Raw genomic sequence first — 22997 nt, forward strand, 5'->3', positions numbered from 1 at the left:
GCGCGGGGGTGGGGTGCACGACAAACGTTTTTTCCTGCTACTTCACTTGCTCGGGTACGGGCGGATCGAACGGGTAGATCCGGCGCCAGTCGCTCGCCATGTCCACCACGGTCCAGCCTCGGGAATTCGCTTCGTCGAGGGCCTTGTCCAGGCGCCCGATATCGGATTTTCGGTCATAGGCCCATTCGCGTTTGGCGTCGGTGTGATGCACCAGACCCATGAAGCGTTTGCCGGGACCTGCGGCGGTCCACTGGAGCATCTGCAGGTCGCCGTCGGAGTTGCCGAAGGCGAGGATTGGTCGACGCCCGATCACGGCGTCGATGCTCACCGGTTTGCCCGGGCCGTCGTCGTTGTGCGCCAGTTTGGCGGTGCGCACGATCGAGGCTTTGCCGTCCTTGTATTCGAACGCGGTCACGAAGGTGGTGCCGATCACCTGTTCCGGCGGGATGCCGTAGACCTTCTCGGCGAAGGCGCGCATGAAGCCGGTGTCGCCACCGGAGACGATGTAGGTCTTGAAGTCCTGGCTGCGCAGGTAGTCGAGCATTTCCAGCATCGGCTGGAAGATCATTTCGGTGTACGGCTTGCCGGTTTTCGGGTGGCGGGCCTGGGAGAGCCAGGTTTTCGCGTAGTCATCGAACGCTTCGGTGGTCATTCCCGAATGAGTGGCGGCGACGATCTTCATGATGCCGTCCATGCCTGAAGCGGCGAGGGCCTTGTGATCGTTTTCCAGAACAGCCTTGAACGGCTGAGTGGTTTTCCATTCTGGGTGCTGTGGTGCCGTGCGTTTGACTTCATCGAACGCGAACAGGATTTCGAAATAGGCGGGTTGCTCGCTCCAGAGGGTGCCGTCATTGTCGAACACGGCAATCCGTTCGGCGGGTTTGACGAAGTCCTTGCCGGCCTGATCGGTGACCGCCTCGACGAACTCGATGATGTGCTTTTTCGCCGGGCTGTCATTCCACGACGGCAGCGGTTCGCTGGCCTGCGCCAGCAGCGGCAATGCGAGGCCGAACAACAGGGCCAGACCAAAACGTTGGCGATGCAGCATCGGGTTCGTCATGGGAAATCCTTCTCGTGAACGGGGTTGAGCGGGCGCAGGGCCGAGGCCGATCGGGTCTGCTGCAATTCGGCCTGACTGTGTAGCGTAGACAATGATTGACGCAGCTGACCCAGTGCCTGCCCAGCGGCCGGATCGCGCCCGTAAAGGCTGCGCAACAGCCCTTGCAGGCGCGGTCCGGCGTGGGTCAGTTTCAGGCCCAGACCGCAACGTCGCAGCCACAGGTACAGGGCCGTCAACTGAGGTGGTTGACCGGCCAGTTGTCCGGCGACCTGTTGCCACGCGTAGTCGGCTGATTGCTGACGGGCCTGTTGCCGCGCGAGCTGGCGCTGCTGCCATTGACGGCGTGCTCGGCTGAGCGCAGGCCGGCCGAGATAACCGAGTACGCCCAGTGCGACCAGTACGGCGAGCCAGATGAATCCTTGGGTGGACAGGTGAAGTCGATGGTTCTGGCCGAGCTGGCGCAGATCCTCGGTGATCGAGAACACCGGTTTGTAGGCGCTGTTGGCACTGGCCTCGAAGGTGACTGCCGGGACTTGTGCCGTGCGGATCTGTTGCGTGTGCGAATCCCACCATTTCACGTCGATGGCCGGCAGGGTGTGGGCACCGGCGGTGTCGATGCGATAGCTGACGCTGTCGATGCGCTGACCGCCCAGAATATTGCCGCGCCCGTCATCGAGGCTGCTGACTTGCGGCGTCTTCACATAACGGCTCAGGCCTTTGACTTCGCTCAGCGCGGGAACCGGCAGAGCCATGGCCAATGCGCCGTCGGCTTGCAAGGTCAACTGGCGGGTGAGGCTGTCGCCGACTTTCAGCGGCGTGGCCGACCGGGTGACGGTTTGACTGAAACGCAGCCCGGTCGCCACCAACGGGGTTTCTCCGGGGTTGAAGCCGGGTGGCAGGGTGGCGCTGAATTGCAGCGGCTGGCTGCGGGCACTGATTTCAGCGGTGGCCTGGCCGGGGGTGGCGCGCACGGTCAGCGCCGGTATGTCGAAGGTCCGGGCGGCATTGGGCGTGATCAGGTAGCTGTAGCGCAGACCGCTGAACGCCTGGCCGTCGATGGTCTGGTTCAGGTGCTGGGCCTGGCCGTCCGGCGGCATCACCAGTGCGCCGTCGAGCTTCAGCTCGGGCAGGGTGGCGGCGCTGGTGAACCAGGTGTCGGTGAGCACATCGAGTTGCAGCTCCACCAGAGCGCCGACCTTGATGCCGTCGGCGGGTTGCAGGTGGGCCTGAACGCGCAGTTGCGGTTCGGCCGCGATTGCCTGGGCGCTCATCAGGCACAGAATCATCAGCATCCGGTTCATGGCCGGGCCTCCGCCTGATCCTGCAGGCTGAATTTCTGCCGGAGGAATTTCGCCGGTGAAGTGGTGAGGTTCTGCAGCCACAACGCATCCGACGTCGCCTGTTCGGTCGTCACGGCTTTGCTCTGGCCTTTGCCCGGTGTCTTGTCGAACTTGACCTCGTCCGGCTTGGTTTCGGGAGCGTTCTGTTCGGCGCTTTCGGTGTCTTTTTGCAGGGCGATGGCCAGCGCCAGGTTGGCCGTGGCTTCGGGGAATTGTGGTTGCAGCTTCAACGCTTGCTGATAGGCCGCGATGGCTTGATCGAACTTGAAGCGGCGCACGTAGATGTTGCCCAGATAGAAATACGCTTGCGGCGTGTCGAGCCGGGCGAAGGTCGCCAGCGCCAGATCGAAGTCGGCGGCGTGATAGGCCGCGACGCCTTTCCAGTACGGGTCGACAAACAGCGCCGCCGCTTGCGGGAAGTGCTCGTGCTCGAAGGCCCAGCGCCCTTGCTGGTCGCGGGTGAAAAACGCGTCAGTCAGGGCATTGGCCTGCGCCGGTGCTGACGGCCAGCCGAGGCCTACGGCCAGGGCCAGCGCCGGCATCCAGTTCACGCTCCAGCCCTTGCGCACACTGAACAATGCCAGCAGCAACAGCGGCCAGCACAGCCAGTAACCGGCGTCTTTCCAGTGCAATTCCTGCTGCTCGGCGCTGGCGCTCTGAAAGTGCTGTTGCGCGTGCAGTTCGACCCAGTCCAGATCGTCGTTCGTCAGCGTCAGACTGCCCAGCGGCGCATCGAGTACCGAGGCCAGTTGCTTGATCGCCGCCGGGTCGAAACTGCCCAGCACCGGGCGACCGTTGCTGTCGGTGCGCGGCTGGCCTTCCGCATTCTGAATCAACCCGCCGTCCTGATTGCCCACCGCGAGCACCAGCACTTGCAACCCGGTGCCCTGCAACTGTTTGCCCAGTCCATCGAGCTGCGCGGTGTCGGCGCCGTCAGTGATCAACAGCAGGCTGCCTGGGGTTTTCTCGGCATTCAGCAGGCGCTTGGCCTGATCGATCACGGCGCCGACGTTCTTGCCCGGTTTGTCGATCAGCCCGGTGCCCAGGGCCTGAATGAAACTGTCGAGCAACGCCGGATCATCGGTCGCCGGCAGTACCAGATGCGCGCTGCCCGCGTAGGCGATCAACGCGGTGCGCGCACCGGCGCGGCGCTGGATCAAGTCGTGCAGTGTGTGTTTGGCGGCTTCCAGCCGAGTGGGCGGTACGTCGCTGGCGTCCATCGACGGCGACAGGTCGACGGCCACGATCAGCGGCGCACGATTCTCCAGAAAGTCCGGCCGATCCTGCTCCCAGGTCGGCCCGGCTGCCGCCACGGCGCCCAACACCAGCAATGCACACAACAGATGCACCGGACGCAGGCGCTGGTGATCCTGTGGGGTGACCAGCAGGTGTGGCAGCAGATGCTCGGCGATATTGCCGCGCAGACGCCGCTGCAAATCACGGCTGCGTCGCCAGATCAACGGCAGCAGCGCCGCGAACAGTGCGAGCAGCAACCACAGCGGACGCAAGAAGTGGAAGTCGCCGAGATTGATCTCCATCTCAGGCCTCCTGCCGCTGACGTGCAACCGCCAGCCTTGGGCGCAGCAGTGCGCCGAGGTGATACAGCGTCAGCAGAACCAGCGCCGTGCCCAGCGGCCAGTAAAACAATTCGCGCTGGGGTTGATGGCTGAGGGTTTTCACTTGATGCGGCGTGAGCCGGTCGAGGGTGCTGTAGACCTGATCCAGCGCGGTGCGGTCTTCGGCGCGGAAGAACTGGCCGTCGGTGGCCTGGGCGATCTGTTGCAGGCTTTGCAGATTGACCTTGGACTCACCGGAAGCAGTGGGGTCGCCGATGCCGATGGTATGAATCACCACGCCTTTGGCGGCGGCCATCTCGGCGGCATGGTCGGGGGTGATGGCGCTGCTGGTGTCGTTGCCGTCGGTGAGCAGGATCAGGACTTTTTCCTGTTCATGGGCCTTGTCCAGCAGCTTCAGACTCAGGCCAATGGCATCGCCAATCGCGGTATTGGGGCCGGCCATGCCGATGCCGGTGTCTTCCAGCAACAGGGACAGGCTGGCGTGATCGAGGGTCAGCGGCGCCTGCGGATAAGCACCGCTGCCGAACACGATCAGGCCGAGGCGATCGTCCTTGCGCTTGTCGATGAAGCCTTGCACGACCTCTTTGACGGCGGCCAGGCGGTTGATTTTCTGGCCGGCGGCGTTGGTGAAATCCTCGGTTTCCATCGATTGCGAGAGGTCGATGGCGAGCATCAGGTCGCGTACCGGTTGCTGGCGTTCGATGGGTTTTTCGACGAACACCGGACGGGCAGCGGCGACCAGCAGCAGGGCCCACACCAGCACATTCAGCCACAGTTGCCAGTGATTGCTGCGGGTGCCGGCACTGGCCGGGGTTTCGCCGACGGCGCGGCTCATGGCGCCGAAAAACGGCACCCGCACGGCGCTGCGCGCTTCCTGATAGGTGGGCAGGTAGCGGTAGGCCAGCCAGGGGATCGGCAGCAGGAGCAACAGCCACGGGTAATCAAGCTGCCACATGATGACGCTCCACCCAGTATTGGCAGGTGTCGAACAACGCCAGGCGCTGCGGCGCGGGCAGGGCGCGCAACGCGTCGTCCGGGGCGTAGGCGAGTTGCGCCAGTTGTTCGCTCAAATCCGCCGGCAGCGGCTTTTTGCAGTGCCGCTGCAAGAAGGCTTGCCAATCGAGTCCCTCCAGCGCCGCCGGACCCTGTGGGGGCGACGGTGCGACGATTCGACTTGCTCGCGAAGAGGGAACACCATCCAACACATTCATTGACTGGCCTGACGCCTTCGCGAGCAAGCCCGCTCCCACAGGTACGACATTGCAGCTCGGCATTGAAAGCGCCACACGCTTGAGCAATTCCGGCAATTCGCGCAACGCATTCAGGTCGTCGCTGCGCTCGCGCAATTGCGCCAGCCGCACCAGCGCTTCACGCCGATATTGATCCCGTCGCCATTGCCGATAACGCCGCACACCGATCAGCACCGCGGCCAGCACCAACACCGTCAGCAACACCCACCAGCCCCAGGTCTGCGGTGCGTAGCTCACCGGCGCCGGCAGGCCCAGCTCCTTGAGCTGTCCGATGTCCGGAACGTTCGGATTCATCACCTTGCACCCGTTGATTTACCGAGCTCGGCGCGTAATTGCTGATGCGCTTCTTCGGCGGTGCTGAACATCATCAGCGGCACCTGACTGCGGCGCAGCAGGGTGGCGACGTCCTTGAGCCGACCACCGAGGAAATCCCCCAATGGCTGGTGCACGCTGCGTTTCTCGACCGCCAGCTCTACCTGCAACTGGCCCTGGGTCACCAACAGCCGACCGTCGCTCGGCAATTTCAGCGCCATAGGGTCGTAGACTTGCAGGGCGATCACGTCGTTGTGCGCCGCCAGTTGTCGCATCAACTGCAAGGTGCGCTCACCGGCCCCGGCGAAATCACTGACGATGCAGATCAGATGGTCATGCCCGGCCACCGCCAGACAACGCTGCAAGGCCTTGTCCAGTTGATCCTCGTCTTCGGCGTCCGGGTTGCCGGCGTTCAGCGCCTGATTCTGTTGCGCGATGCGGCTCAGCAGCGCTTCGACCCGTTTACGGCTGCGCAATGGCGCGACGCTGTCGATGCGTTGATCGTTGAACACCAGTCCGCCGACCCGGTCGCCGGCATGGAACACCATCCATGCCGCCAGTGCGCCGAGTTCGGCAGCGACGGCGGACTTGAAGCTGCGTTGCGAGCCGAAGAACATCGACATGCGCTGGTCGACCACGATCAGCGCCGGGCGGTCACGCTCTTCGGTAAACGTGCGCACCACTGGTTTGCCGGTGCGCAACGAGGCGCGCCAGTCGAGGTGGCGCAGGTCGTCCCCCGGCTGATAACGGCGTAATTCATCGAAGTTCAAACCCCGGCCACGCAGGCGCGAGGCGTGATTGCCGGCAAGGATGCTGCCCTGGGGCTGGCGGGCGAGAAAACTCAAATCACGGGCCTTGAACTCCAGCGCCATCAATTGCGCGAGAGAGACATAGACCAGCCCGTCGGCGGTTTCCATAACAGACCTCAGGCCGGAATGGCGACTTTGTCGAGGATCCGGTCCAGCACCTGATCGGCACTGACGCCATCGGCCACCGCGTCGTAGCTCAGTTGCAGGCGATGACGCAGCACCGGGTGCACCACGGCGCGCACGTTGTCCGGCGAAACGAAGTCCTGGCCCTGCAACCACGCATCGGCGCGGGCGCAGCGATCCAGACCAATGCCGCCGCGTGGACTGGCGCCGATGGCGATCCAGCGGGCGAGGTCTTCGTCGTAATCCGCCGGATGGCGGGTGGCGTTGATCAGATCTATCAAATAGCGGTCGATGGCGGGGGAAACGTGCACCGCGCTGACCTCCTTGCGCGCAGCGAAGATCACCTCCTGCGCCAGCTCGAAGCCCTTGGTCGGCGTGGTGCTGGCGCCCTGGGCAAACTCCTCGGCGCGCAGCAGTCGCAGCACCTGGCTTTCGTTGTCGGCGCTGGGGTAATCCAGCAGGACTTTCATCAGGAACCGGTCCATCTGCGCTTCGGGCAGCGGGTAGGTGCCTTCCTGCTCGATCGGGTTCTGAGTGGCGACCACGATGAACAGCTCCGGCAGCGCATGGCTGTTGCCGGCCACGGTGATCTGCCGTTCTTCCATGGCTTCGAGCAGCGCGGCCTGCACCTTGGCCGGGGCGCGGTTGATCTCGTCGGCGAGGATCAGGTTGCCGAACAGCGGGCCGGGCTGGAAGCGGATCTCGTTCTTGCCCTCGACCTGATGCAGCACCTCGGCACCGGTGATATCCGAGGGCAGCAGGTCGGGGGTGAACTGGATGCGGCTCATCTTCGCGTCCAGATGCTTGGCCAGCGCCTTGACCGTGCGGGTCTTGGCCAGTCCCGGCAGGCTTTCCAGCAGCAGGTGCCCGTTGGCCAGCAGGCCGAGCAGGATCTGCCGGATCACCTGATCCTGGCCGAGCACTGCTTCGGCAATGCTGGCTTGCAGGGCGTTGAGGTCGGTCAGTGCAGTCATGTAGCTTCCCTTCTCGACACGTGAGGATCGAATGGCCGGCTATAAAGGTGGCCGGTCGCGGTCTAGAAAAACGCCAGGGTCATGTTCACGGCGACGCCGTTGCCTTCAGGCCGGTTCTTGGTATCGAACTCAGGCACCCAGCGCGCGCTGACGCTGGCCTGGGCATCGGCGAACTTGCCGCTCCAGCCGAGCGTCGGTCCGGCGCCCACCGAGCGCCCGCGAAAACCGTTGAGGGTGTCGGCGGTGTCGCCCTTGTCGTCGCTGATCTGCTGGACGTAACCGGCGACCAGCCCGGCGTTCCAGCCGTTGCCGAAACCGTGTGTCCACAGGGCTTCGAGGGTGAAGATGTCGCCGGTGCGGTAATCGGTGGCTTTGTTCTCGGTGTAGAACTGCAGGTTGCCGGAGAGGGTGAATTCGCCGCCCTTGCCGTCCAGATGAGAGAACGCCACGGTGGGCATGAACGTGTAATTGTTCTGCCCGGGGTTGGCCAGCCGATCATCGTTATAGGCCCCGGTCGGGACGTAGATCGGCAGCGAAAACGAAATGTGGTTGAGCTCGTCGAAGTGGTAGCCGGCAGCAATCGGCGTGATCAGCGCATCGGCAAACTGGGTGCCGGAATCGCTGGTGCCGAGGGTACGGCCGCGCGGGCCGGTGATGGCAGCATCGATGTCGGTGTACTGGACGGGCACGCCGATGGCCGAGGCGTAATTCCATTGCCCCTTTCCGGTGTCCCAGACGTGGGTGAGGTTGGCCATGGTGTAGGAAACTTTCATCTTGATCCCGGCGCTGACCTCTCCGGAAATCGGTGCGCCGCCACTGCCCTTGATCTCGCCGTCGTACCAGATGCTGGTCAAGGACATCACCCAGCCCGGCGCCGGCGGAATCACGCCTGCGTTGGAAAACACTTGCTGGCCGGTGATCGGCCGACCGACGCCACCTTCGGCCGCGTACGCCAGCGGACTGCCGATCAAGCAGAGCGCCAGTAATGGGCGGACAACGCAAGGTTTGGCCATGAGGCACTCCGTTTATTGTTTTGAATGGACCGGATCGGGCGACGTCGATCGGGTCTGGTCGTCGTACTGGGTCGGTGACCAGGAGGGAGCGGTCGGGGGAGGGACGTACTCGGCGATGGCTCGGGCATCGTGCGTGCTGGCTGTGAAATCCTGAGCGCCGACGCCGCAACTGACGAACATGCTCATCACGCCGTAACCGGCGATTTTGATGAGCGTTTTCGAACGACCGCAGAAGACGGACGTCGGCACGCTCGCCGACCACAAGACGTTGATCCCGTTGCTTTTGGACATGATTCCCCGGTTCCCTGGTGGCTCAGTGGACGACTCGGCACTTCTTGGCCGTTACGACGTAATCCCTTTCTTATCAAGCCTGTAGGACATGTCTGTTGACGCTAGCAGTTAATCGGGGGTTAGCCAGTCTAAGGGGTTAATTCTTTGGTTTTGTGCGCAGGATCACGTTGTTTTGTGCACGAAAGTGATCCTGCGCAAATTTTCGTAACTCAGTGTTTTTTGGCCTGTTCGCGTATGCGTTCTTCCTGCTCGCGCAGTTCCGGAGTGAATTCGGCGCCGAAATCTTCCGGGCTGAACACCTGGCGAATCTCGATTTGCGATTCAGTGCCCGGCATGGGGTTCGGGCAACGCTTGACCCATTCGATGGCTTCCTCTTTCGATTTCACGTCCCAGATCCAGTAGCCGGCGATCAGCTCCTTGGTTTCGGCGAACGGGCCGTCGATCACGCTGCGTTTTTCACCGCTGAAACGCACACGGGCGCCTTTGCTGCTCGGGTGCAGGCCGTCGGCCGAAACCAGGATGCCGGCCTTGGCCAGTTCCTCGTTGTAGTTGCCCATGTCGGTCAGCAGTTGTTCGCTGGGCATCACGCCGGCTTCGGAGTCGTGGCTGGCTTTGACAATGATCATGAAGCGCATGGTGTTTCTCCGCAGTTAGGTGAGGGATTCATGGCTTAGTCGAACGGCTCGGGTCGGAATCGACAGGTCGTTAAAGAAAAGATGCAGACTCGCGTTTTAACAAGCATCACCTTCATTCGGAATGTGTCCGCCATGCCCACCCTGGAACTCACCACGCTGATCCCTGGCCGCTCCCCGAGCGAGGTGCTCGACTTCTGCCTGGAAGGGGTCAACTTCCCGAAGATCTTTCCCGAACGCATCACGCCGCTGGGGAACGTTGATCTGAACAACCTGCGCATCGAAGCCGGGCGGCAATTCCGCTTTCGGCACTGGATGTTCAATCTGATTCCGTCGAACTGGACGGTGGCAATTCGCGAAGTCAGCGACACGCATTTCGTCGACGAAATGCTCAAGGGGCCGTTGCGGGCCTTTCGTCATGAACATCGGGTGGCGGCGGGTGAGGGCGGTACGCTCTACACCGACCGCGTGACGTATTCGGCGATTGGCGGGGCGTTCAGCGAAGGCTTGCTGGTGAACGGTTACATGCGGCGGATCTTTGAGGCCCGGCATCGCAACATGCTGCGTTTGCTGGGTTGACGCTCAAGGTTGTATCCAATCTTGCGGGGTGGCACATGACAATTTCGGTTCAGGCATAGGTCGTCGGACAATTTCGTGGTTAACTTCCGCCTCTTGCATGCTTTCCCAACAACGTTAAGAAGGACTCCGTTCATGGCTCAAGTCACTCTCAAAGGCAACCCGGTTCAAGTCAACGGCCAACTGCCACAAGCCGGTTCCAAGGCGCCAGCCTTTTCCCTGGTAGCCGGCAATCTGTCCGACGTCACCCTGAAAGACTTTGCCGGCAAGCGCAAAGTGCTGAACATCTTCCCAAGCGTCGACACCCCGACCTGCGCCACCTCCGTGCGCAAGTTCAACGCTCAGGCCAACGACATCAGCAACACTGTTGTGCTGTGCATCTCGGCTGACCTGCCGTTCGCCCAGGCACGCTTCTGTGGCGCCGAAGGCCTGGAAAACGTACAAAACCTGTCGACCCTGCGTGGCGCCGAGTTCATCGAGAACTACGGTGTGGCCATCGCTGACGGCCCGCTCAAAGGCCTGACCGCCCGCGCTGTGGTTGTTCTGGACGAAAACGACAACGTCCTGCACAGCGAACTGGTCAAGGAAATTGCAGAAGAGCCGAACTACGATGCGGCACTTGCTGTATTGAAATAAGTGTTCTGAAACAAGCGCTTTACAATTGTTAACGGCCTGGCCCTGTCCAGGCCGTTTTCATTTGTGTATCAGTGTTTTGCCTCACACCTTGAAACGTAAGTTGAAGGTAAATTGCCGGTAAAGCTGCTTTGCTAAATCCCGGCCAGTGCTTATCGTTCAGCCTCCCGTAAAAGAAGCCCACGCGCCCAATGGTTAATCACTCCATGCAATCGTCTTCCCGAAACTCCCGTCGCTGGCTGCTGAGCCTGCTTGTCCTGCTGGTCATTGCCGGTCTGTGCTGGAAATTCTGGCCCGCCGGTTCGACCCACAAGGAGGGCGGCGAGAAGGCGCAGGCCGGCCACACTGGTCGTTCGGGGATGATGCGGCCGGGCTTTGGCGGCGCGGCCGGGCCGATTCCGGTGCGCGTGGCGCCGGCGGTCACCGGGGACTTCCCGCTGTACTACAAGGCCTTGGGCACGGTGACGGCGCTCAACACCATCAATGTGCGCAGCCGGGTCGGCGGCGAACTGGTGAAGATTTATTTCGAGGAAGGGCAAATGGTCAAGGCCGGCGACCTGCTGGCGGAGATCGACCCGCGTCCGTACCAGAACGCCTTGCTCCAGGCTGAAGGCACCTTGTTGCAGAATCAGGCGCAGTTGAAAAACGCTCAGGTCGATGTCGAGCGCTATCGCGGCCTGTACAAGGAAGACAGCATCGCCAAGCAGACGCTGGACACCGCCGAAGCCCTGGTCGGCCAATACCTCGGTACCGTGAAAACCAATCAGGCGGCGGTCAACGACGCCAAGCTCAATCTCGAATTCACCAAGATCCGCGCACCGATTGCCGGTCGCGTCGGCCTGCGTCAGCTCGACGTCGGCAACCTCGTGGCAGCTAACGACACCACGTTCCTGGCGGTCATCACCCAGACCCAACCGATCAGCGTCGCCTTCACCCTGCCGGAAAACAGCCTGGAAACCGTTCTCGCCCGCTATCGCAGCGGCGCCAAGCTGCCGGCCGAAGCCTGGGATCGTGGCGATACCAAACTGCAAGCCACCGGTGTGCTGCAAAGCCTCGACAACCAGATCGACGTGACCACCGGCACCCTGAAATTCAAGGCGCGCTACGAAAACCGCGATCAGTCGTTGTTCCCCAACCAGTTCGTCAATGTCCATCTGCTGGCTGACACCTTGAAAGGTGTGGTGCTGGCGCCGTCGGCGGCCATTCAGTTCGGCACCAACGGCACCTTCGTCTACGCGCTGGACGGCGACAAGAAAGTCACCATCCGCCAGTTGAAGATCGGCGCCAGCGACGGCGAAAACACCGTGATCACCGAAGGCCTGGCCGCAGGCGACCGCGTGGTGCTGGAAGGCACTGACCGCCTGAAGGAAGGCAGCGAAGTGGAGGTGGTCAACGACAGCAAGGACGTGCCGACCACCCCGACCGAACACCTGCAAGGCAAGTCCGCCGCCACCGCACCTGACGCCACCGTCACCGACAAGGCCAAGAAGGGCGCATGAACATTTCGCGTCTGTTCATCCTCCGCCCGGTCGCCACCACACTGAGCATGCTGGCCATTGTGCTGGCCGGTCTGATCGCCTATCGCCTGCTGCCGGTGTCGGCGTTGCCACAGGTCGATTACCCGACCATCCGGGTCATGACCCTTTATCCGGGCGCCAGTCCGGACGTGATGACCAGTGCCGTCACCGCGCCGCTGGAACGCCAGTTCGGGCAGATGCCGGGTCTCACGCAAATGGCCTCGACCAGTTCCGGCGGTGCCTCGGTGCTGACCCTGCGTTTCAGCCTCGACATCAACATGGACGTCGCCGAACAGCAGGTGCAGGCCGCGATCAACGCCGCGACCAACCTGTTGCCGACCGACTTGCCGGCGCCGCCGGTGTACAACAAGGTCAACCCGGCGGACACCCCGGTGCTGACCCTGGCCATCACCTCGAAAACCATGTTGCTGCCCAAACTCAATGATCTGGTCGATACGCGCATGGCGCAGAAGATCGCCCAGATCAGCGGCGTCGGCATGGTCAGCATTGCCGGCGGCCAGCGTCAGGCGGTACGGATCAAGGTCAACCCGGAAGCGCTCGCCGCCAACGGCCTGAACCTGTCGGACGTGCGCACGCTGATTGGCGCGTCCAACGTCAACCAGCCCAAGGGCAACTTCGATGGCCCGACCCGGGTGTCGATGCTCGACGCCAACGACCAGCTGACCTCGCCCAAGGATTACGCCAACTTGATTCTGGCCTACGCCAACGGCGCGCCGCTGCGGCTGAAGGATGTCGCGCAGATCGTCGATGGCGCCGAGAACGAGCGTCTGGCGGCGTGGGCCAACCAGAATCAGGCCGTGCTGCTGAACATCCAGCGTCAGCCGGGTGCCAACGTGATCGAGGTAGTGGACCGGATCAAGGCGCTGCTGCCGAGCATCACCGACAACCTGCCGGCCGGCCTCGACGTCGTTGTCCTGACTGACCGTACCCAGACCATCCGCGCCTCCGTCACCGACGTGCAGCACGAACTGCTGATCGCCATCGCGCTGGTGGTGATGGTGACGTTCCTGTTTCTGCGGCGTGCCAGCGCCACGATCATTCCGTCGGTGGCCGTGCCGCTGTCGCTGATCGGTACGTTCGGCGTGATGTACCTGGCCGGGTTCTCGGTCAACAACCTGACCTTGATGGCGTTGACTATCGCCACGGGTTTTGTGGTCGACGATGCGATCGTGATGCTGGAAAACATCGCGCGTTTCATCGAGGAGGGCGACAGCCCGATGCAGGCCGCGCTCAAGGGCGCGAAGCAGATCGGTTTCACCCTGATTTCCCTGACCCTGTCGCTGATCGCGGTACTGATCCCGTTGCTGTTCATGGCCGACGTTGTGGGGCGGTTGTTCCGCGAATTCGCCATCACCCTGGCGGTGGCGATCCTGATCTCCCTGGTGGTTTCGCTGACCCTGACGCCGATGATGTGTGCGCGTCTGCTCAAGCGTGAGCCGGAAGAACATGAACAGGGCCGTTTTTACCGCGCCAGTGGTGCGTTCATCGACTGGATGATTTCCGCTTACGGGCGCAAATTGCAGTGGGTGCTCAAGCACCAGCCGCTGACCCTGCTGGTTGCCATCGGTACGCTGGCCCTGACCGTATTCCTTTATATGGTGGTGCCCAAGGGCTTCTTCCCGGTGCAGGACACCGGGGTGATCCAGGGGATTTCCGAAGCGCCGCAGTCGATTTCCTTCGCCGCGATGGGCGAGCGTCAGCAGGCGCTGGCCAAGGTGATTCTGGAAGATCCGGCGGTGGAAAGCCTGTCGTCCTACATCGGTGTCGACGGTGACAACGCCACGCTCAACAGCGGCCGGCTGCTGATCAACCTCAAGCCCCATGGTCAGCGTGATCTGACCGCCACTGAAGTGATTGCCCGCCTGCAACCGCAACTGGACAAACTGGTGGGCATCCGCCTGTTCATGCAGCCGGTGCAGGACCTGACCATCGAAGACCGCGTCAGCCGCACCCAGTACCAGTTCAGCATGTCGTCGCCGGATTCCGAATTGCTCAGCCTGTGGAGCGGCCGTCTGGTCGAGGCCCTGGCCCAGCGTCCGGAACTGACAGACGTTGCCAGCGACTTGCAGGACAAGGGTTTGCAGGTGTTCCTGGTGATCGACCGCGACGCCGCTTCTCGTCTGGGCGTGTCGGTGTCGAATATCACCGATGCACTGTACGACGCGTTCGGCCAGCGGCAGATTTCGACCATCTACACCCAGGCCAGCCAGTACCGCGTGGTGCTGCAGGCTCAGGCCGGGGAGAAGATCGGTCCGCAGGCGCTGGATCAGATTCACGTCAAGACCACCGATGGCGGTCAGGTGCGGTTGTCGAGTCTGGCCCACGTCGAAGAGCGGCAGGCGCAACTGGCGATCACCCACATCGGCCAGTTCCCGGCGGTGATGATGTCGTTCAACCTCGCGCCCGGCGTGGCGTTGGGGCATGCGGTGGACATCATCGAGCAGGTGCAGAAGGACATCGGCATGCCGATTGGCGTGCAGACCCAGTTCCAGGGCGCAGCCGAAGCGTTCCAGGCATCGCTGTCGAGCACCTTGCTGCTGATTCTGGCGGCGGTGGTGACCATGTACATCGTGCTCGGCGTGCTTTACGAGAGCTACATACACCCGATCACCATTCTGTCGACCTTGCCGTCGGCGGCGGTGGGGGCGTTGCTGGCGTTGCTGCTCAGTGGCAACGATCTGGGCATGATCGCGATCATCGGCATCATCCTGCTGATCGGTATCGTGAAGAAGAACGCGATCATGATGATCGACTTTGCCCTCGACGCTGAACGCACCCAGGGCATGGCGCCGGAGCAGGCGATCTATCAGGCGGCGCTGTTGCGTTTTCGGCCGATTCTGATGACAACGCTGGCAGCGCTGTTCGGTGCAGTGCCGTTGATGCTGGCCACCGGTTCCGGCGCTGAATTGCGTCAACCGCTGGGTCTGGTGATGGTCGGCGGGTTGCTGGTGAGTCAGGTGCTGACGCTGTTCACCACGCCAGTGATCTATTTGTACTTCGATCGTCTCGGCCGGCGCTGGGGCCGTGCACCGTCGGCCGTGGAGCCGGTGGAACAGCCATGAACCTGTCCGGTCCTTTCATCAAGCGCCCGGTGGCGACGATGCTCCTGAGCCTGGCGATCATGCTGCTGGGCGGTGTGAGCTTCGGCCTGCTGCCGGTGTCGCCGCTGCCGCAGATGGACTTCCCGGTGATCGTGGTCCAGGCCAGCCTGCCCGGCGCCAGTCCGGAAGTCATGGCCTCCACCGTGGCCACGCCGCTGGAGCGTTCGTTCGGCGCCATCGCCGGCGTCAATACCATGAGCAGCCGTTCCAGCCAGGGCTCGACCCGGGTGATTCTGCAATTCGACCTCGACCGCGACATCAACGGCGCGGCGCGGGAAGTGCAGGCAGCGATCAACGCTTCGCGCAATCTGCTGCCGAGCGGGATGCGCAGCATGCCGACCTACAAGAAGGTCAACCCGTCGCAGGCACCGATCATGGTGTTGTCGCTGACCTCGGACGTGCTGGAAAAGGGTCAGCTCTACGACCTGGCCTCAACCATCCTGTCCCAGAGTCTGTCCCAGGTGCAGGGCGTCGGTGAAGTGCAGATCGGCGGCAGCTCCCTGCCGGCGGTGCGCATCGAACTCGAACCCCAGGCGCTGAACCAGTACGGCGTGGCGCTGGACGATGTGCGCAAGACCATCGCCGAAGCCAACGTGCGCCGGCCCAAGGGCTCGGTCGAGGACGACCAGCGTCTGTGGCAGATTCAGGCCAACGACCAGTTGGAGAAAGCCAAGGATTACGAATCGCTGATCATCCACTACAACGGTGGCGCGGCCCTGCGCCTGAAAGACGTGGCCAAGGTCAGCGACGGCGTGGAAGACCGCTACAACAGCGGTTTCTTCAACGATGACGCGGCGGTGCTGCTGGTGATCAACCGCCAGGCCGGCGCCAACATCATCGAGACGGTCAACGAGATCAAGGCGCAGTTGCCGGCGTTGCAGGCGGTGCTGCCGGCCAGCGTCAAACTGAACCTGGCGATGGATCGCTCGCCTGTGATCAAGGCCACCCTGCACGAAGCGGAAATGACCCTGCTGATCGCCGTGGCACTGGTGATTCTGGTGGTGTTCCTGTTCCTCGGTAACTTCCGCGCGTCGCTGATTCCGACGTTGGCGGTGCCGGTGTCGCTGGTCGGCACCTTCGCGGTGATGTACCTCTACGGATTCTCGCTGAACAACCTGTCGCTGATGGCGCTGATTCTCGCCACCGGGCTGGTGGTGGACGACGCCATCGTGGTGCTGGAGAACATTTCCCGGCACATCGACGAAGGCGTCAAACCGATGAAGGCCGCGTACCTCGGGGCCAAGGAAGTCGGGTTCACCTTGCTGTCGATGAACGTCTCGCTGGTGGCGGTGTTCCTGTCGATCCTGTTCATGGGCGGGATTATCGAAAGCCTGTTCCGCGAATTTTCCATCACCCTGGCTGCGGCCATCGTGGTGTCGCTGGTGGTTTCCCTGACGCTGACCCCGATGCTCTGCGCGCGCTGGCTCAAACCCCACAAGCCGGGCGAGGAAAACCGCCTGCAACGCTGGAGCCGCCGCACCAACGACTGGATGGTCGGCAAGTACGCCACCAGCCTTGACTGGGTGTTGCGTCACCGTCGCCTGACGTTGCTGAGCCTGATCATCACGGTCGGAGTGAACGTCGCCCTCTATGTTGTAGTGCCGAAAACCTTCATGCCGCAGCAGGACACCGGCCAGTTGATCGGTTTCGTGCGCGGTGACGATGGTCTGTCGTTCAGCGTGATGCAGCCGAAAATGGAGACCTTCCGCCGTGCGGTGCTCAAGGACGACGCGGTCGAGAGTGTCGCGGGGTTCATCGGTGGCACCAACGGCACCAACAACGCCTTTATGCTGGTACGCCTGAAACCGATCAAGGAGCGCAATATCTCGGCACAAAAGGTCATCGAGCGCCTGCGCAAGGAAATGCCCAAGGTGGCCGGTGCGCAATTGATGCTGATGGCCGACCAGGACCTGCAATTCGGCGGCGGCCGCGAGCAGACTACTTCGCAGTACAGCTACATCCTGCAAAGCGGTGACCTGGGCGCCTTGCGCGAGTGGTACCCGAAAGTGGTCACCGCGCTGCGAGCCTTGCCGGAACTGACGGCCATCGACGCCCGTGAAGGGCGCGGTGCACAGCAGGTGACGCTGATCGTCGACCGCGATCAGGCCAAGCGCCTGGGCGTGGACATGAACATGGTCACCGCCGTGCTCAACAACGCCTACAGTCAGCGGCAGATTTCCACGATTTACGACAGCCTCAACCAGTATCAGGTGGTGATGGAGGTCAATCCGAAATATGCCCAGGACCCGGTGACGCTCAAGCAGGTTCAGGTGATTACCGCTGACGGTGCGCGGATTCCGCTGTCGACGTTCGCCCATTATGAAAACAGCCTGGAAGACGACCGGGTCAGCCACGAAGGCCAGTTCGCCTCCGAGAGCATTTCCTTCGACATGGCCGAAGGCGTGACGGTGGAGCAGGGTAGCGCCGCCATTGAGCGAGCGATTGCCAAGGTCGGCCTGCCGGAAGACGTGATCGCGAAAATGGCCGGCACCGCCGATGCGTTTGCCGCCACCCAGAAAAGCCAGCCGTTCATGATCCTCGGTGCGCTGCTGGCGGTGTATCTGGTGCTGGGCGTGCTGTATGAAAGCTATGTTCACCCGCTGACGATCCTTTCGACGTTGCCGTCGGCCGGGGTCGGTGCGTTGCTGTCGATCTATGCGCTGGGCGGTGAGTTCAGCCTGATCTCGCTGCTCGGGCTGTTCCTGCTGATCGGCGTGGTGAAGAAGAACGCGATCCTGATGATCGACCTGGCGCTGCAACTGGAGCGTCATCAAGGCATGGCGCCGCTGGAATCGATCCGTAGCGCCTGTCTGCAACGTTTGCGGCCGATCCTGATGACCACGTTGGCGGCGATCCTCGGCGCCTTGCCGTTGTTGCTCAGCCGGGCTGAAGGCGCGGAAATGCGCCAGCCGCTGGGCCTGACCATCATCGGCGGGCTGGTCTTCAGCCAGGTGCTGACCCTTTACACCACACCTGTGGTTTACCTCTATCTCGACAAGCTGCGCCATCGTTTCAACAAATGGCGTGGCGTGCGCACCGATGCCGCTCTGGAAACTCCGCTATGACTGACCGTTCGCTTATCAATCTGGCTACCGTTCGCGGCTCGCGCCTGCTGAGCCTGTCCCTGTGCGTGGCGATGCTCAGTGCCTGCGCCGTCGGCCCGGACTACCAGCGGCCGCAGACCGCTGAAATCGCCCAGTACAAGGAAGCCGAAGGCTGGCGTCAGGCCAACCCGAGCGATTCCCTGGCGCGCGGTGCCTGGTGGGAGCTGTATGGTGACCGTCAGCTCAACGAGCTGATCGAGAAACTCAACAGTTCCAACCAGACCGTCGCCCAGTCCGAAGCCCAGTACCGTCAGGCCCAGGCCTTGGTGCGCAGCGCGCGCGGGGCGTTTTACCCGAGCGTTGATCTGAGCGCCGGCAAAACCCGCTCCAGTCAGGGCACCGGCAGCAGCAGTTCGAGCCTGAGCAGTTCCGCCAGCGGGATTCGTGACACCTACAACGCGCAACTGGGCGTGAGTTGGGAAGCGGATGTCTGGGGCAAGTTGCGTCGTGGCCTGGAAGCCAATGAAGCCAGCGCCCAGGCGAGCTACGCAGACCTGGCGGCGATGCGGCTGAGCCAGCAGTCCGAGCTGGTGCAGAACTACCTGCAATTGCGGGTGATCGATCAGCAGAAACGCCTGCTCGAATCGACAGTGGCGGCTTACGAGCGCTCACTGAAAATGACCATGAACCAGTACAACGCCGGGGTTTCCGGGCGTGATGCGGTGGCGCAGGCGCAGACCCAGCTGAAAACCACCCAGGGCGATCTGGTGGACCTGATCTGGCAACGGGCGCAGTTCGAAAACGCCATCGCGGTGCTGACCGGCCAGCCGCCCGCCGAATTCAACATTGCCGAGACCCAGGACATTCCCAAGCTGCCGCAGATTCCACTGAGTCTGCCGTCGCAGTTGCTTGAGCGTCGTCCGGACATTGCCTCGGCCGAGCGCTCGGTGATCGCCGCCAACGCCAACATCGGTGTGGCCAAAGCTGCGTACTACCCGGACTTCAGCCTGAGCATGAGCGGCGGCTACAGCAGCAGTACTTCGCAGAACCTGATCAGCCTGCCGAACCGCTTCTGGTCGGTGGGGCCGAAAATGACCCTGCCGCTGTTCGACGGTGGCATCCGCTCCGCCGAAGTCGACCGTACCGAAGCGGTGTATGACCAGACCGTGGCCAAATACCGCCAGACTGTGCTCGACGGCTTCCGCGAAGTGGAAAACTACCTGGTGCAGTTGAAGGTGTACGAGGACGAAGCAGCCGTACGCCAGGAAGCCCTCGATGCGGCACGGGATTCGTTGCGTCTGACCGAAAACCAGTACAAGGCCGGGGTGATTGCTTATCTCGATGTGGTGGTGGTGCAGGCGACGGCCCTGAGTAATGAGCGCACTGTCCTGAATATCCTGCAGAGCCGCTTGATTGCCAGCGTGCAACTGATCGCGGCGCTGGGCGGCGGTTGGGACGGGCAGTTGGAAACTACTGATAACCGCTAGTCTCATTGATCGTTCTCACGCGGAACGTGAGAACGATCATTGTCCGGGCCACCGGGCTAGAGCCTTGTCAGACGATCAAACAAGCGTTTCATCGGGTTGATGGCCATTTGATTACTTTGTCAGTGAATTCTTTTACGCAATCAGTACAATCGGCGCATTTGGCCCCGCCGAGAACGGACGCAGTACGGCGGGGTGGTCACGAGAATTCTCATGCTCATCGGTAGCTATTCCTTCACGCTGGTTTTCATTTCGCTGTGTGTGGCGATCCTCGCTTCCTACACCGCGCTCGATCTCACCGGGCGCATTGCCACCGCCAAGGGCCGCGCCGTGCATTTATGGACGGCCGGCGGGGCGTTTGCCATGGGCATCGGCGTCTGGTCGATGCACTTCATCGGCATGCTGGCGTTCAAGCTGCCGATCAGCCTCGGTTACGACATTTCGATCACGGCGCTTTCATTGCTGATAGCCGTGCTGTCCTGCGGTTTTGCCTTATGGCTGGTCAGTCAGCCGAAACTGCCGGTCTGGCAACTGGCCTTTGGCGCGCTGATCATGGGCGCCGGCATCAGCGCCATGCATTACACCGGCATGGCCGCGATGCGCATGCAACCGGGCATCGACTACGATCCGACGCTGTTCGGCGCCTCGTTGCTGATCGCGGTCGGCGCGTCGGCTGCGGCGCTGTGGATCGCCTTCAGATTGCGTCAGCATTCACCCTACGTGCGGCTGTTTCGTGCCGGGGCGGCGATTGTCATGGGCGTGGCGATTGTCGGCATGCATTACACCGGCATGGCGGCGGCGCGGTTTCCCGACGGCAGTTTCTGCGGCGCGGCAAGCAGCGGCCTGAACGGCAACGGCCTCGATAATCTGGTGTTGATCACCACGCTGGCGGTGCTGTCCATCGCGCTGCTGACCTCGATTCTCGACGCCCGCCTCGAAGCCCGCACCGCTGATCTGGCCCATTCGTTGACCGTGGCCAATCGCGAGCTGACCCAACTGGCCTTGCACGACACCCTGACCGGCCTGCCCAACCGCATGCTGCTGGACGACCGGATCAATCAGGCGATGAAAAAGGTCAACGAGCAGGGCGGCTGTTTTGCGTTGATGTTCATCGATCTGGACGGCTTCAAACCGGTCAACGACGCTTTTGGCCACCACATGGGCGACCAGCTGCTGCGCGAAGTGGCGGTGCGTCTGCGTGAAGACTTGCGCAGTCTCGACACGCTGGCGCGGATCGGCGGCGATGAATTTGTCCTGCTGGTGCGTCTGACCGAGCCCAACGATGCACTGGGGCTGGCGGCCCGTCAGGTCGGCTTGATCGCGCAGTCGTTCCGGGTCGCCGAACATGATCTGCAGATTTCCGCCAGCGTCGGCATCGCTCTGTATCCGGGTAACGGCCAGAACGCCCAGGAACTGTTGATGAACGCTGACGCCGCGATGTATCACGCCAAGGGCGGCGGCAAGAACGGCTACAGCTTCTTCGACGCCTCGATGAACAGCAACGCGCGCAAGCAACTGCAACTGCTGCAGGATTTGCGCGCGGCACTGGAACACGGCGAGTTCAGCCTGCATTACCAACCCAAATTCCATGCGGCCGACGGTCGTCCGGTCGGTGCCGAGGCGCTGTTGCGCTGGGAGCACCCGACCCACGGCATGCTGATGCCGGACAAGTTCATCGATCTGGCGGAGAAGACCGGGCTGATCATTCCGATTGGCGAGTGGGTGCTCAACGAAGCCTGCCGGCAGATGCGCGAGTGGTACGTGCTGGGCTACACCGACTGGCGGATCGCGGTGAACCTGTCGGCGTTGCAGTTCTGTCACGCCGGGCTGGTGCGCAGCGTGGCCAAGGCCCTGGCCACGCACCATTTGCCGGCCAACAGCCTGACCCTGGAAATCACCGAAACCACTGCCATGAGCGACGCCGACGCGAGCATGACAGTGTTGCAGGAACTGTCCGACATGGGCGTCGACCTGTCCATCGACGACTTCGGCACCGGTTATTCGAGCCTGATGTACCTCAAGCGTTTGCCGGCCAACGAGCTGAAGATCGATCGCGGTTTCGTCCGCGATCTGGAGCACGACAGCGATGACGCGGCCATCGTCTCGGCGATCGTCGCCCTCGGTCAGGCGCTGGGTCTGCGCATTGTGGCCGAAGGCGTGGAGACTGGCGTGCAGCAGGATTTCCTCACGCAACTGGGCTGCGATTCGCTGCAAGGTTATCTGCTCGGTCACCCGATGCCGGCGGATCGCTTCCTGCAGGACATCGTGCGCGGCAAACAATTGGCGGTGAGCTGAGCCGCTAATCGCAGGTCATGCAAAACCCTGCAATGACGGTTATTCTTGCCCCGACTGTTACGTGTGCATCGGGGGAAAGGCCAGCATGGATAAAGTCATTGTGATCACTGGCGGCGGTCGTGGAATCGGCGCCGCCACTGCGTTGTTGGCTGCCGAGCAAGGCTATCGGATCTGCATCAATTACCAGACGGACGAACAGGCGGCCCACCACGTGCTCGATCAGGTGCGTGAACGCGGTGCCACGGCCATCGCCGTGCGCGCCGATGTCAGTATCGAAGATGAGGTGGTCGCGCTGTTCAACCGGGTCGACAGCGAACTGGGCCGGGTCACTGCCCTGGTGAACAACGCCGGCACCGTGGGGCACAAGTCGCGGGTCGACGAAATGTCCGAATTCCGCATCCTCAAAATCATGAAAACCAACGTGCTGGCGCCGATTCTCTGTGCCAAGCACGCGATCCTGCGCATGTCGCCCAAACACGGCGGGCAGGGCGGCAGCATCGTCAACGTCTCTTCGGTCGCCGCGCGGCTGGGCTCGCCTAACGAATACGTCGATTACGCAGCGTCCAAAGGCGCGCTGGATACGTTCACCATCGGCCTGTCCAAGGAAGTGGCGGGCGAGGGGATTCGGGTGAATGCGGTGCGTCCGGGCTACATCTACACCGATTTCCACGCGCTGAGCGGCGATCCGGATCGGGTCAGCAAGCTGGAGTCGGCAATTCCGATGGCCCGGGGTGGGCGACCGGATGAGGTGGCGGAGGCGATTGTGTGGCTGTTGTCGGACAAGGCTTCGTATGCGACGGGGACCTTTGTCGATCTCGGTGGTGGGCGCTAAGCCCGATCCTTCTAGTGCAGCGGCCGATCTGATCGCCAGCAGGCTGGCTCCCACAGGAAAATGCATTCCAAATGTGGGAGCCAGCCTGCTGGCGATTGCTATCGATCACGCAA

Annotated in this window: 18 protein-coding genes; 8 read left to right on the plus strand and 10 right to left on the minus strand. The window is 62.4% G+C overall.

Annotation, left to right across the window (positions count from 1 at the left end; all coding sequences use genetic code 11):
* Positions 1-37: 37 nt before the first annotated feature.
* From QR290_RS14475 to QR290_RS14520, 10 genes are all read right to left on the minus strand, one after another.
* Complete coding sequence (locus QR290_RS14475) at positions 38-1060, minus strand: HAD family hydrolase (protein WP_115077790.1); 1023 nt, start codon at positions 1058-1060, stop codon at positions 38-40.
* Complete coding sequence (locus QR290_RS14480; protein ID WP_289202875.1) at positions 1057-2361, minus strand: hypothetical protein; 1305 nt, start codon at positions 2359-2361, stop codon at positions 1057-1059. The genes QR290_RS14475 and QR290_RS14480 overlap by 4 nt, the downstream gene beginning before the upstream one ends.
* Complete coding sequence (locus QR290_RS14485; RefSeq protein ID WP_289202876.1) at positions 2358-3938, minus strand: VWA domain-containing protein; 1581 nt, start codon at positions 3936-3938, stop codon at positions 2358-2360. Before QR290_RS14485 ends, QR290_RS14480 begins: the two co-directional genes overlap by 4 nt.
* Before the next feature lies 1 nt (position 3939).
* Positions 3940-4932 (minus strand): vWA domain-containing protein, encoded by a 993-nt coding sequence (locus QR290_RS14490; protein WP_115077793.1) that lies wholly within the window; start codon positions 4930-4932, stop codon positions 3940-3942.
* Positions 4919-5521: a DUF4381 domain-containing protein gene (locus QR290_RS14495; RefSeq protein WP_115077794.1), complete on the minus strand. Its 603-nt coding sequence runs from the start codon at positions 5519-5521 to the stop codon at positions 4919-4921. Before QR290_RS14495 ends, QR290_RS14490 begins: the two co-directional genes overlap by 14 nt.
* Positions 5521-6456 (minus strand): DUF58 domain-containing protein, encoded by a 936-nt coding sequence (locus QR290_RS14500; protein ID WP_115077795.1) that lies wholly within the window; start codon positions 6454-6456, stop codon positions 5521-5523. Before QR290_RS14500 ends, QR290_RS14495 begins: the two co-directional genes overlap by 1 nt.
* A gap of 8 nt (positions 6457-6464) precedes the next feature.
* Positions 6465-7445: an AAA family ATPase gene (locus QR290_RS14505; RefSeq protein ID WP_115077796.1), complete on the minus strand. Its 981-nt coding sequence runs from the start codon at positions 7443-7445 to the stop codon at positions 6465-6467.
* Positions 7446-7507: 62 nt separating this feature from the next.
* Entirely contained in the window at positions 7508-8458 is a 951-nt protein-coding gene (locus QR290_RS14510; protein ID WP_289202877.1) for a SphA family protein, read from the minus strand.
* Between the two features lie 12 nt (positions 8459-8470).
* Entirely contained in the window at positions 8471-8749 is a 279-nt protein-coding gene (locus tag QR290_RS14515; RefSeq protein ID WP_289202878.1) for a hypothetical protein, read from the minus strand.
* A 209-nt stretch (positions 8750-8958) separates the two neighbouring features.
* Complete coding sequence (locus QR290_RS14520) at positions 8959-9384, minus strand: YciI family protein (RefSeq protein WP_289202879.1); 426 nt, start codon at positions 9382-9384, stop codon at positions 8959-8961.
* A gap of 132 nt (positions 9385-9516) precedes the next feature.
* Here QR290_RS14520 and QR290_RS14525 point away from each other — a divergent pair, with 132 nt between their 5' ends.
* The 8 genes from QR290_RS14525 (at position 9517) to QR290_RS14560 (ending at position 22884) form a co-directional block, all read left to right on the plus strand.
* A complete protein-coding gene (locus QR290_RS14525) occupies positions 9517-9960 on the plus strand; it encodes an SRPBCC family protein (protein ID WP_289202880.1) in 444 nt (147 codons plus the stop codon).
* Positions 9961-10092: 132 nt separating this feature from the next.
* Positions 10093-10593, plus strand: coding sequence for a thiol peroxidase (tpx, locus tag QR290_RS14530; protein WP_034155955.1), 501 nt, complete (start codon positions 10093-10095; stop codon positions 10591-10593).
* Between the two features lie 188 nt (positions 10594-10781).
* Positions 10782-12089: an MdtA/MuxA family multidrug efflux RND transporter periplasmic adaptor subunit gene (locus QR290_RS14535; protein ID WP_102686275.1), complete on the plus strand. Its 1308-nt coding sequence runs from the start codon at positions 10782-10784 to the stop codon at positions 12087-12089.
* Positions 12086-15190 (plus strand): MdtB/MuxB family multidrug efflux RND transporter permease subunit, encoded by a 3105-nt coding sequence (locus tag QR290_RS14540; protein WP_289202881.1) that lies wholly within the window; start codon positions 12086-12088, stop codon positions 15188-15190. Before QR290_RS14535 ends, QR290_RS14540 begins: the two co-directional genes overlap by 4 nt.
* Positions 15187-18294, plus strand: coding sequence for an efflux RND transporter permease subunit (locus QR290_RS14545; protein ID WP_289202882.1), 3108 nt, complete (start codon positions 15187-15189; stop codon positions 18292-18294). The genes QR290_RS14540 and QR290_RS14545 overlap by 4 nt, the downstream gene beginning before the upstream one ends.
* Positions 18291-19760 carry an efflux transporter outer membrane subunit gene (locus QR290_RS14550; protein ID WP_115077803.1) on the plus strand — a complete coding sequence of 490 codons (1470 nt, stop codon included), beginning with the start codon at positions 18291-18293 and terminating at the stop codon, positions 19758-19760. Before QR290_RS14545 ends, QR290_RS14550 begins: the two co-directional genes overlap by 4 nt.
* A gap of 210 nt (positions 19761-19970) precedes the next feature.
* Positions 19971-22052: a putative bifunctional diguanylate cyclase/phosphodiesterase gene (locus QR290_RS14555; RefSeq protein ID WP_289202883.1), complete on the plus strand. Its 2082-nt coding sequence runs from the start codon at positions 19971-19973 to the stop codon at positions 22050-22052.
* Between the two features lie 85 nt (positions 22053-22137).
* Positions 22138-22884: an SDR family oxidoreductase gene (locus QR290_RS14560; protein WP_115077805.1), complete on the plus strand. Its 747-nt coding sequence runs from the start codon at positions 22138-22140 to the stop codon at positions 22882-22884.
* The last annotated feature ends 113 nt before the right edge of the window (positions 22885-22997 follow it).

The sequence above is a fragment of the Pseudomonas fluorescens genome, assembly GCF_030344995.1.
GTDB lineage: Bacteria > Pseudomonadota > Gammaproteobacteria > Pseudomonadales > Pseudomonadaceae > Aquipseudomonas > Aquipseudomonas fluorescens_BF.

What these genes read in the sequence shown, in the direction of transcription:
- QR290_RS14475 (WP_115077790.1), bottom strand. Translation starts at nt 1,060, where the DNA reads ATGACGAACCCGATGCTGCATCGCCAACGTTTTGGTCTGGCCCTGTTG.
- QR290_RS14480 (WP_289202875.1), bottom strand. Translation starts at nt 2,361, where the DNA reads ATGAACCGGATGCTGATGATTCTGTGCCTGATGAGCGCCCAGGCAATC.
- QR290_RS14485 (WP_289202876.1), bottom strand. Translation starts at nt 3,938, where the DNA reads ATGGAGATCAATCTCGGCGACTTCCACTTCTTGCGTCCGCTGTGGTTG.
- QR290_RS14490 (WP_115077793.1), bottom strand. Translation starts at nt 4,932, where the DNA reads ATGTGGCAGCTTGATTACCCGTGGCTGTTGCTCCTGCTGCCGATCCCC.
- QR290_RS14495 (WP_115077794.1), bottom strand. Translation starts at nt 5,521, where the DNA reads ATGAATCCGAACGTTCCGGACATCGGACAGCTCAAGGAGCTGGGCCTG.
- QR290_RS14500 (WP_115077795.1), bottom strand. Translation starts at nt 6,456, where the DNA reads ATGGAAACCGCCGACGGGCTGGTCTATGTCTCTCTCGCGCAATTGATG.
- QR290_RS14505 (WP_115077796.1), bottom strand. Translation starts at nt 7,445, where the DNA reads ATGACTGCACTGACCGACCTCAACGCCCTGCAAGCCAGCATTGCCGAA.
- QR290_RS14510 (WP_289202877.1), bottom strand. Translation starts at nt 8,458, where the DNA reads ATGGCCAAACCTTGCGTTGTCCGCCCATTACTGGCGCTCTGCTTGATC.
- QR290_RS14515 (WP_289202878.1), bottom strand. Translation starts at nt 8,749, where the DNA reads ATGTCCAAAAGCAACGGGATCAACGTCTTGTGGTCGGCGAGCGTGCCG.
- QR290_RS14520 (WP_289202879.1), bottom strand. Translation starts at nt 9,384, where the DNA reads ATGCGCTTCATGATCATTGTCAAAGCCAGCCACGACTCCGAAGCCGGC.
- QR290_RS14525 (WP_289202880.1), top strand. Translation starts at nt 9,517, where the DNA reads ATGCCCACCCTGGAACTCACCACGCTGATCCCTGGCCGCTCCCCGAGC.
- tpx (WP_034155955.1), top strand. Translation starts at nt 10,093, where the DNA reads ATGGCTCAAGTCACTCTCAAAGGCAACCCGGTTCAAGTCAACGGCCAA.
- QR290_RS14535 (WP_102686275.1), top strand. Translation starts at nt 10,782, where the DNA reads ATGGTTAATCACTCCATGCAATCGTCTTCCCGAAACTCCCGTCGCTGG.
- QR290_RS14540 (WP_289202881.1), top strand. Translation starts at nt 12,086, where the DNA reads ATGAACATTTCGCGTCTGTTCATCCTCCGCCCGGTCGCCACCACACTG.
- QR290_RS14545 (WP_289202882.1), top strand. Translation starts at nt 15,187, where the DNA reads ATGAACCTGTCCGGTCCTTTCATCAAGCGCCCGGTGGCGACGATGCTC.
- QR290_RS14550 (WP_115077803.1), top strand. Translation starts at nt 18,291, where the DNA reads ATGACTGACCGTTCGCTTATCAATCTGGCTACCGTTCGCGGCTCGCGC.
- QR290_RS14555 (WP_289202883.1), top strand. Translation starts at nt 19,971, where the DNA reads ATGCTCATCGGTAGCTATTCCTTCACGCTGGTTTTCATTTCGCTGTGT.
- QR290_RS14560 (WP_115077805.1), top strand. Translation starts at nt 22,138, where the DNA reads ATGGATAAAGTCATTGTGATCACTGGCGGCGGTCGTGGAATCGGCGCC.